This window comes from Corynebacterium sp. (assembly GCF_012838985.1).
Taxonomy (GTDB): domain Bacteria; phylum Actinomycetota; class Actinomycetes; order Mycobacteriales; family Mycobacteriaceae; genus Corynebacterium.
In genome coordinates, this window is record NZ_DUOE01000111.1 from 1 (window position 1) to 9,621 (window position 9,621).

The window sequence follows — 9,621 nt, forward strand, 5'->3', positions numbered from 1 at the left end:
GACAAGCACACCACCGAGGAAGGAACGATCCGATGAGCGGTCTCGCAATCATGATGATGGTCCTGTTCATGGTCGTCATCTGGGGTGGCTTCATCGCCAGCGCACTGCACCTGCGGGCGAACCCCGATGACACCTCCGGCGCCCTGGGCGTCGCGGACCATGCGCGCGACGAGCACCTCGCCGCGCAGGAACTCCACTAATCACACCACACCGGCATGTCAGGCAATATGGAGTCTGTGACTGACCAGCCGACCTCCCGCACCGCCGGGGATGAGACTCCCCCCACCGGCTCCTCCGGCGACTCCGGATCCAGCGCCTTCAGCAGCCTGGACCTGGACGAGCAGGAGGAGCTCGGTGGTTACCGGGACCAGATCGACCGCTCCGTGGTGCTGTCGGAGTGGCTGAAGTCCTTCGCCATGTGGGCGCTGCGCATGCTCGTCATCGCGGCGTTCCTCTACGGGAGCTGGTTCCTGCTCAAGCAGGTCGGCACGGGCGTGCTGCCCATGGTCTTCGCGATCATCGTGTGCACCGTCCTCGCCCCGCCCACCACGTGGCTGCGGAGACACGGTGTGCCCTCCGCCCTGGCGGCGCTCCTCTCGATGCTGGGATTCTTCGGGTTCTTCGGCACGCTCATCTGGTTCATCGCGCCGGACATCGGCCGGCAGTCGCAGATCCTCTACCTCCAGTCACTGGAGGGTGTGCAACGGATGCAGCTGTGGGCGCAGGGTCCGCCGCTCAACCTCAACGGCGAGGATCTCTCGCAGTTCTTCAACGACGCCGCGAAATGGGTCCAGGAGCAGGCCGGCGCCATCGCCGGCGGGATCCTGACGGGGGTCGGCACCGCCACCTCCCTCATCTTCACGTTGTTCGTGGTCATCGTCCTGACCTTCTTCTTCCTCAAGGACGGTCACCGCTTCCTGCCGTGGGCACGCACCATCGCGGGCCGCCGCATCGGCTGGCACCTCACGGAGAGCCTCACCCGCGCGTGGACGACCCTGAGCGGGTTCATCCGCGCGCAGGCGGTGGTGTCCTTCGTGGACGCGGTGTTCATCGGTCTCGGCCTGGTCATCGTGGGCGTGCCCATGGCGCTGGCGCTCGCGGTGATCACCTTCCTCGCCGGCTTCATCCCGCTCATCGGTGCCGTCGTCGCGGGTGCCCTGGCGGTGCTCGTGGCGCTCGTCTCCCTGGGGGTCACGCAGGCACTCATCGTGCTGGGCATCGTCATCGCCGTGCAGCAGCTCGAGGGCAACATCCTCTCCCCCTGGCTGCAGTCCAAGGCGATGAATCTGCACCCGGTCATCGTGCTCGTGTCCGTCACCATCGGTGGCGGTCTCTTCGGACTGGTCGGTTCCTTCCTGGCCGTGCCCGTCGCCGCGATGATCGCCGTCGCCTTCCGCTACCTGCAGGACATGACCTCCCTGCGTTCCGGCGAGAAGCTCTCCGCCGACATCACGTGGGCCACCCCGGAGGGCGAGCTCAACGGCCGTCTCTCCGAGGAGGAGGGGCGTCTCCTGCGTCAGCGGTGGCGCGACTCGGTCGTCTACGTCGATGAGCCGCGGGAGAAGGCCTCGTCCGACCCCGCCGCCGACCTCGGCGAGGAGTCCCCCACCCCGACGACCTCCACGAGCGGCGCCAACTTCGGTCGCCTCCGCCTGAGCAACCGCCGGATAGAACGGTTGTTCGGCAGATTCGGGCGTCGCTGACGTTCCGTGTCGGGGGTGTGTGACACAGTGGGCGCATGAGTTCCGCCCTGCCTGTCCTCCTCGTCGGCGTTGCGCTCGGCGTCGTCCTCGGCTGGCTCGCCCATGCTTATCGACGTCCCCCGGCACCCACCCCGGCCCAGCTCCCGGCCCCCGCCCCCGATCCCGGCATCATCCGACTCCAGGAGGCCGTGAGCACGATCGGCGGCCAGCTCCGCGAACTCGAGCAGGACCGGGCCGCCACCTACGCCTCCCTGGCCAGCCAGGTCCAGGCGATGATGCGCACCTCCAGCCGCCTCAACGACCGCACCGACCAGCTCGTCACCGCGCTGCGTTCCCCGCAGATCCGCGGCCGCTGGGGTGAGATCCAGCTGGAGCGTGTCGTGGAGCTCGGCGGCATGGTCCGTCACTGCGACTTCGATTCGCAGGTCAGTGCCCGGCTGGACGGCAAGGTCGTGCGCCCTGACCTGGTGGTCAACCTCTCCGGCGGACGGCACATCATCGTCGACGCCAAGGTCCCCTTCTCCTCCTACCTCGATGCGCTGGATTCGCAGGACCCCGAGGAGCACGCCGGCTACCTCCGCCGCCACGCCCACCTGCTGCGTACCCACGTGACGCAGCTGTCGGCCAAGGAATACATCGACGCCTTCGACCCCACCCCGGAGTTCGTCGTCCTCTTCGTCCCCGCCGACCCCTTCCTCGACGCCGCCCTCGGCGTCGACCCCGAGCTCCTCGAGTTCGCCTTCGCCCGCAACATCGTCATCGCCACCCCGACGACGCTGTTCGCCCTGCTGCGCACCGTGGCACTCGGCTGGCGGCAGGAGGACATCTCCAGCAAGGCGCGCGACATCCAGCGTCTCGGCCGTGAGCTGTACACCCGCCTCAACACCATGGGTGACCATTACAACCGGGTCGGCCGGCAGCTGGAGAAGACGATCGAAGCGTACAACGCCACGCTCGGCTCCCTCGACTCCCGCGTCATGGTCACCGCCCGACGTCTCTCGGAGATGGATGTACCGGCCCGCACCGACCGTCACCCCATCGATCTGGAGCAGATCACCGTCCGCCCCCGGACCCCGTCCCCGTCTGTTGACGACCATCCCCGGGAGGACACCGGCTAGACTAGGTCCCCGTGTCCACCTCCAGCCACCGGAGTCGCAACCGGTCCCGCGCCCGCAGCACCGGTCTGCCGACCTGGTCCGGCATCGCCATCGTCCTCGCGGCCCTCATCACGGGCCTGCTGCTGAGCATCAACGGACAGGCCGTCGGTCTGCCCTACCTGCTCTGCTTCGGTGTCGCCGCCCTCGTCGTCGCGTTGTTCACGGAGGTGCGGGGACTGTTCCTCACCGTCGCGTCGATCCCGCTGCTCTTCGCCGTCATGACCGTCGCCTCCGCGTGGGCCGTGAACCGCTCCCTCGCCTCCGAGGGGACGTCCGCCTTCTCCACGACGAGCATCGCCACCGCCGTCTTCCCCCTCGCCCAGTTCTTCCCGGTGCTGATGGGCGTCACCTCGGCGGCCACCGCGATCGCGCTGCTGCGGGTCTGGTTCTCCCGTCGCTCCGGCCGGGCCGCGCAGTCCGCCGCCCTGCGGGACCGCCGCCGCGTCGCCGAGGCCGACCGCCGCAACCGCGACACCGTCTCCCGGGCACGGCTCCGCACCAACCAGGTCACCGTCGAGGAGCTGCTCGCCCGCAACCGCGACCGCCCGGTTCCCCGCCGCCGCCCGGAGAAGGCCCGCGACGTGCCCCGTCGGCAGGTGCCCCGCCGCGCCATGCCCCCGCAGGAGCAGCGGGAGCAGCGTGAGCGGCATGAGCCGCCACGTCGCCGTCGCCGCCTGGACGACGACCTCTACAGCTGAGGCACCCCCGCAGAAACCCGCCTCGCATGCCGCGCCGCGCATGACTTTCGCTCCCGGATGGCGTTTACTGGAAAGTGACGATCATATCTCCCGGGAGTGTTTTCCATGTTCAAGAGAGCGCTGGGTATCTCGATGGCCTTCATCGGCCTCATCGTCGGCGCAGGTTTCGCCTCCGGCCAGGAGGCCCTCCAGTACTTCGTGGCCTTCGGCACCAGAGGAATCTGGGGCGCGGTGCTCGCCGCCGTGCTCATGACGATCACCGGCATCGCAGTCCTCCAGCTCGGCAGCTACTACCAGGCCACCGAGCACACCGCGGTCCTCGGGCGGATCAGCAGCCGGGTGACGTCCTGGATCCTCGACATCTCGACGATCGTCACCCTCTTCTGCATCGGCTTCGTCATGTTCGCCGGTGGCGGCGCCAACCTGCAGCAGCAGTTCGGACTGCCCACGTGGATAGGCGCGACGGTCATGCTGGTGCTGGTCCTGGTGGCGGGCATGCTCGACGTCGACAAGGTGTCCACCGTCATCGGTGCGATCACCCCGTTCGTCATCGTGTTCATCGTCGGTGCGACCGTGTGGACCCTGGCCACGTCCAACCCCGACTGGACCACCCTCAACCTGGCGTCAAGCACCGTGATCACCTCACTGCCCAACTGGTGGCTGGCCGCCCTGAACTACGTCGGCCTGTCGATCATGACGGCCGTGTCCATGGCGATCGTCATCGGTGGCGCGAACCTCGACACCCGCGCCGCCGGCCTCGGCGGGCTCATCGGCGGCTTCTTCTTCCTGCTCATGCTCATGCTGCTGGTGCTGGCCCTGTTCGTCACCGTCAGCACCGTCGGCCGGGAGGACATGCCCGTCCTCGCGTTGATCAACCAGCTCCACCCGGTCCTGGGTGTGATCATGACGTTCGTGGTCTTCGGCATGATCTTCAACACGGCGATCGGCATGTTCTACGCGCTGGGCAGGCGCCTCACCCGCCGCCGCCCGTCCCTGTTCCGCCCGGTGTTCATCGCCGCCTGCATCATCGGTTTCGGCCTCAGCTTCGTGGGCTTCCGCGACCTGGTCTCCTACGTGTACCCGGTACTGGGCTACCTGGGTATCCTCATGCTCTTCGTCATCTCCGTGGCGTGGCTGCGCGGACGGGAGAAGGTGAGCACCGAGGGCCGGCGCCGCCTGCGTGCCCGCGTGCTGCTGGCCCGCAAACTCGATCCGCGCAAGCGCTACACCCGTAAGAACCAGCGGGAGCTGCAGCGCCTGATCAAGGAGTCCAACGTCCCGGACAAGGAGTTCATCGAGGCTCTCGAGGAGGACATGACCTCCGAGCTGCTCGCCGACGACGACATCGACTACAACCCGGATGACCCGCCGGTCAACCTCGTCTACGTCGAGCACACCACCCCGGTCGGCCCGGAGGAGACACAGGACAAGCCCGACGGGAAGTCTTGACAGGCCGCAGGCCGGCGGTTCGTCGATAAGCGGGAGACTAGGTGCGCGCCGGACGCAGCACGCGCGGCAGCGAGAAGACGATGGTCTCCGCGGCCGTGGTGACCTCCTCGACATCGCCGTAGCCACGCTCGGCGAGGTACTTCAGCACGTCCTGGACGAGGATCTCCGGGACGGAGGCTCCGGAGGAGATGCCGATGGTGTCGACGCCCTCGAGCCAGGCGTCGTCGATCTGGTGGGCGAAGTCGATGAGGTGGCCCTCGTCGGCGCCCGCGTCCAGGGCGACCTCGACGAGGCGCTTGGAGTTGGAGGAGTTCTGCGAGCCGACCACGATCATGAGGTCGCACTTCGGGGCGATGGCCTTGACCGCGACCTGGCGGTTCTGGGTGGCGTAGCAGATGTCGTCGGACGGCGGATCCTGCAGATCCGGGAAGCGACGCTTGAGGGCGGCGACGATCTCGAGGGTCTCATCGACCGAGAGGGTCGTCTGGGACAGCCAGATGAGCGGCTGGTCGGCGGGGAAATCAGGGAGCGTGTCGACACCCTCCACGCCGTCCACCAGGTGCGTGTGGTCGGGGGCCTCACCCATGGTGCCCTCGACCTCCTCGTGGCCCTCGTGGCCGATGAAGAGGATCTGGTAGCCGTCACGGACGAAGCGCTTCACCTCGTTGTGGACCTTGGTCACCAGGGGGCAGGTCGCGTCGAGGGTCTGGAGGTTGAGGGCCGCGGCCTCCTCGTGGACGGCCGGGGACACACCGTGGGCGGAGAAGACCAGGTGGGAACCCTCGGGGACCTCATCGGTCTCGTCGACGAAGACGGCACCCCGCTCGGCGAGGGAGTCGACGACGTAACGGTTGTGCACGATCTCCTTGCGCACGTAGACGGGGGCGCCGTACTTCTCCAGCGCCTTCTCAACGGTCTCGACCGCACGGTCCACACCGGCACAGTAGCCGCGGGGGGCGGCGAGGAGGATCTTCTTCACTGCTTCGCTCATGGCCCCACCCTAACCAACGGGGGCGGTTAAGCCTAGACTGGGGACTCGTCACTGTCCCGGGAATGCAATGTCAGGAGTGTCACATGACGGGTGGGAAGTCCACGTCGGAGGCTCCGTGGCCGGTCAGAAGGCTCAACGCCGAGGTCAAGGGCTGGATCCAGCGGCTGGGCACCGTGTGGGTGGAGGGGCAGCTCACGCAGGTGAACATGAAGCCGACGTGGAGGCTGTCCTACCTGACGCTGCGCGACACCGAGTCCGAGACCTCCGTGCAGCTCACCGCCTCGACCTCACTCATCCAGGGCATGCCCTCGCCGCTGCGGGACGGCGACCGGGTGGTCATCCACGGCCGCCCCGCCTTCTATGAGGGGCGCGGCTCCTTCTCCCTGTGGGTGACGGAGATCCGCCCCGTGGGCATCGGCGAACTGCTCGCCCGCATCGAGCGTCTGCGTGCCCAGCTCGCCGCCGAGGGGCTCTTCGACCCCGCCCGCAAGAAGCCCCTCCCCTACCTGCCCCGCCGGGTGGGCCTCATCACCGGCCGCGGTTCCGCCGCCGAACGCGACGTGCTCTCCGTGGCGCAGGACCGCTGGCCGGCGGTCGACTTCCGCGTCATCAACACGCCCGTCCAGGGGGCGACGGCGGTGCCGGAGATCATCGCCGCACTGCAGGTGCTTGACGACGCCCCCCTGGTCGACGTCATCATCATCGCCCGGGGCGGCGGGTCCGTCGAGGACCTGCTCCCCTTCTCCGAGGAGGCGCTGCAGCGTGCGGTGGCGGCGGCGCGGACCCCGGTGGTCTCGGCGATCGGACACGAACCGGACAACCCGGTGCTCGACAACGTCGCCGACCTGCGCGCCGCCACCCCCACCGACGCCGCCAAGCGCGTGGTGCCGGACGTGGCGGAGGAACGGGCCCTGATCGCCGAGGGCCGGTCCCGCATGGCGGCGGCCCTGCGGGGCTGGGTGCAGCGGGAGAGGCAGGGGTTGGAGTCGATACGCTCGCGCCCCGCCCTGGCCGACCCGATGACCCCGATCCGGCAGCGCCGGGAGGAGATCGACCGGGCGGTGGCCATCCTCCGCCGGGACGTGCAGTACCTCCTGCAGACGGAGACGGCGCAGGTGGCGTCGCTGCGTGCGCAGGTCGCCGCCCTCGGGCCGGCCGCCACCCTGTCCCGCGGCTACGCCGTGGTGCAGGTCGTCCCGCGCGACGGCACACCGCCCGAGGTGGTCATGAGCATCGACCAGGCCCCGCCGGGCAGCCAGCTGCGCATCCGCGTGGCGGACGGTTCCATCACGGCCGCGGGCATGTCCGCGACGCCGGCAGACTAGAGGAGACCCCATGAACGACAACACCATCGGCAGCGGCCAGGCCGGCCGGGACGCCTTCCCCGAGGTGGGCACCCTGAGCTACGAGCAGGCCCGCAACGAACTCATCGAGACCGTGAAGATCCTCGAGCTGGGGCAGATGGGACTCGACGAGTCCCTGAAGTACTGGGAGCGCGGCGAAGCCCTGGCCCGCCGCTGTGAGGAGCACCTCGACGGCGCCTCCCGCCGCGTGGAGGAGGCCCTGGGGCGGGCCGCCGAGCCGGAGGCCGGAGCCTAGGGCTGGACCTGCGCGCCCGGCAGCGGCGTCGCCCCGACGGCCGCCGCGATGATCGTCTCGAACTCCGCGTCCTTGCCCGCCCCGGAGAACAGCAGGCGGGCGTCCCCCATGTCGACGACCCACAGGTCACGCACGTCGGACTCGTCGGAGTGGTACACCTGCACCTCCCGGCCGGCGACCTGGAGGGTGCGGTCGAGCTCGCGCGGGTGGGGGTCGACGCCGCGAACGGCGTCGTCGAGAAGCTCACCGGTCTGGGTGAACTGGATGAAGCCGCGGTCCGCGGTCACCCAGCCGACGATCGGGGCGGGGGTGCCGTTCACCTGGCCGCGGCGGGCGGAGTTGGTCACCCAGCCGTCGGGGTTGTCCGGCATGCGGACGGGGAAGGCCGCCGCCTTCGACTCCATCTCCATGAAGGTGCGGGCGTCGACCTCGCGGACCGGGCCGCCCTCCGGGGCGCCGGGTTCATAGGAGCACAGTCCGGTGGCGCCGACGCTGACGACCATGAGGACGACGATGAGGGCCAGGGACAGGAACATGTCCCGCCCGTCCTGGAAGATCCTGGGCTTTTCCGCTGCAGACACGCCGACAAGTATGTCAGACGGGCCCCCGGAGCGGTATCTGCGTCAGCCGGTGTGAGCCAACCCCCTCTTTCGGGTGGTCAAACCAACACGGGCAGCCCGAATCGGTGGAACAATAGCGGAGAGGCGCACGGATGAACAATCCACCGCCCTCGAAGAAGCACGCTGTCATACAAGAATCCGCCTGCAGGAGGCCACTGACCATGAATGCACCCCGTACGGAAGTACCCGACCGCAACCTCGCGATGGAGCTCGTCCGCGTCACCGAGGCCGCTGCGCTTGCATCGGGTCGCTGGGTCGGCCGTGGCATGAAGGAGGAGGGTGACGGTGCAGCCGTGGACGCGATGCGCCAGCTCATCAACTCCGTGAACATGAACGGCGTGGTCGTGATCGGCGAGGGCGAGAAGGACGAGGCCCCGATGCTGTTCAACGGTGAGAACGTCGGCACCGGCGACGGCCCGGAGGTCGACATCGCCGTGGACCCGGTCGACGGCACCACCCTGATGGCCGAGGGTCGCCCGAACGCCATCTCCGTCATCGCCGCCGCTGACCGCCACTCCATGTACGACCCATCCGCGGTGTTCTACATGGACAAGATCGCCGTCGGCCCGGAGGCCGCCGGTGTCGTGGACATCGAGGCCCCGGTCGCCCACAACATCAACGCCGTGGCCAAGGCCAAGGGCATCGCCTCCTCCGATGTGACCGTCATCGTGCTGGACCGCCCGCGCCACGTCGAGCTCATCGCCGACATCCGCCGCGCAGGCGCCAAGGTCCGTCTCATCCGTGACGGTGACGTCGCCGGCGCCATCGCCGCCGCGCAGGACTCCAACTCCATCGACATCGCCATGGGCATCGGCGGCACCCCGGAGGGCATCATCACCGCGTGTGCCCTCAAGTGCATGGGCGGCGAGATCCAGGGCAAGCTGTGGCCGATCGACGACGCCGAGGCAGGCCGTGCCCGCGAGGCAGGCCACGACCTCAACCGTGTCCTGGGCATCAACGACCTGGTCTCCTCCGACAACTGCTTCTTCGCCGCGACCGGTGTGACCAACGGCGACATGCTCCGTGGTGTCTCCTACCGTGCCAACGGTGCGACGACCCGTTCCCTGGTCATGCGTTCCAAGTCCGGCACCGTCCGTTTCGTGGAGTCCCGTCACCAGCTGGCGAAGCTGCAGGAGTACTCCGTGATCGACTACTCCAAGGATCCGTCCGCCTAGTCCGGACTTTTCGGCCATACTGTGAGGGGACTCTCCCCGGCACCCCTCGCAGTAGTTCCACCCCGCCGGGCCAGTTTCCCACGTCCTAACTACAGATACATAAAGGTGGTTATCCATGACCGAGCAGGAATTCCGCATCGAACACGACACCATGGGTGAGGTCAAGGTCCCGGTGAACGCACTGTGGCAGGCCCAGACCCAGCGTGCCGTGGAGAACTTCCCGATCTCC

Annotated in this window: 10 protein-coding genes; 8 read left to right on the forward strand and 2 right to left on the reverse strand. The window is 68.5% G+C overall.

The annotated features are described in order from the left end of the window. Positions 1–32 precede the first annotated feature (32 nt). The 5 genes from metS (at position 33) to GXZ33_RS06560 (ending at position 5,007) form a co-directional block, all read left to right on the forward strand. A complete protein-coding gene (gene metS, locus GXZ33_RS06540; protein ID WP_040085446.1) occupies positions 33–200 on the forward strand; it encodes a methionine/alanine import NSS transporter subunit MetS in 168 nt (55 codons plus the stop codon). Between the two features lie 27 nt (positions 201–227). Continuing rightward, entirely contained in the window at positions 228–1,703 is a 1,476-nt protein-coding gene (locus GXZ33_RS06545; protein WP_291340045.1) for an AI-2E family transporter, read from the forward strand. Between the two features lie 35 nt (positions 1,704–1,738). After that, complete coding sequence (locus GXZ33_RS06550) at positions 1,739–2,821, forward strand: DNA recombination protein RmuC (RefSeq protein ID WP_291340046.1); 1,083 nt, start codon at positions 1,739–1,741, stop codon at positions 2,819–2,821. An 11-nt stretch (positions 2,822–2,832) separates the two neighbouring features. Continuing rightward, positions 2,833–3,558 carry a DUF6542 domain-containing protein gene (locus GXZ33_RS06555; protein WP_291340047.1) on the forward strand — a complete coding sequence of 242 codons (726 nt, stop codon included), beginning with the start codon at positions 2,833–2,835 and terminating at the stop codon, positions 3,556–3,558. A gap of 105 nt (positions 3,559–3,663) precedes the next feature. After that, positions 3,664–5,007 (forward strand): hypothetical protein, encoded by a 1,344-nt coding sequence (locus GXZ33_RS06560; RefSeq protein WP_291340048.1) that lies wholly within the window; start codon positions 3,664–3,666, stop codon positions 5,005–5,007. Between the two features lie 37 nt (positions 5,008–5,044). On the opposite strand, the gene GXZ33_RS06565 is transcribed toward GXZ33_RS06560, so the two are convergent. Next, positions 5,045–5,998, reverse strand: a complete 954-nt coding sequence (locus GXZ33_RS06565; RefSeq protein WP_291340049.1) for a 4-hydroxy-3-methylbut-2-enyl diphosphate reductase — start codon at positions 5,996–5,998, stop codon at positions 5,045–5,047. Between the two features lie 83 nt (positions 5,999–6,081). Here GXZ33_RS06565 and xseA point away from each other — a divergent pair, with 83 nt between their 5' ends. Then, positions 6,082–7,323: an exodeoxyribonuclease VII large subunit gene (gene xseA / locus GXZ33_RS06570; RefSeq protein ID WP_291340050.1), complete on the forward strand. Its 1,242-nt coding sequence runs from the start codon at positions 6,082–6,084 to the stop codon at positions 7,321–7,323. A 10-nt stretch (positions 7,324–7,333) separates the two neighbouring features. After that, a complete protein-coding gene (locus GXZ33_RS06575; RefSeq protein ID WP_291340051.1) occupies positions 7,334–7,597 on the forward strand; it encodes an exodeoxyribonuclease VII small subunit in 264 nt (87 codons plus the stop codon). On the opposite strand, the gene GXZ33_RS06580 is transcribed toward GXZ33_RS06575, so the two are convergent. Next, positions 7,594–8,178, reverse strand: coding sequence for a DUF4245 domain-containing protein (locus GXZ33_RS06580; protein WP_291340052.1), 585 nt, complete (start codon positions 8,176–8,178; stop codon positions 7,594–7,596). The genes GXZ33_RS06575 and GXZ33_RS06580 overlap by 4 nt on opposite strands. Before the next feature lie 200 nt (positions 8,179–8,378). Here GXZ33_RS06580 and glpX point away from each other — a divergent pair, with 200 nt between their 5' ends. Next, positions 8,379–9,392: a class II fructose-bisphosphatase gene (gene glpX / locus GXZ33_RS06585; RefSeq protein WP_291340053.1), complete on the forward strand. Its 1,014-nt coding sequence runs from the start codon at positions 8,379–8,381 to the stop codon at positions 9,390–9,392. Positions 9,393–9,621 lie beyond the last annotated feature (229 nt).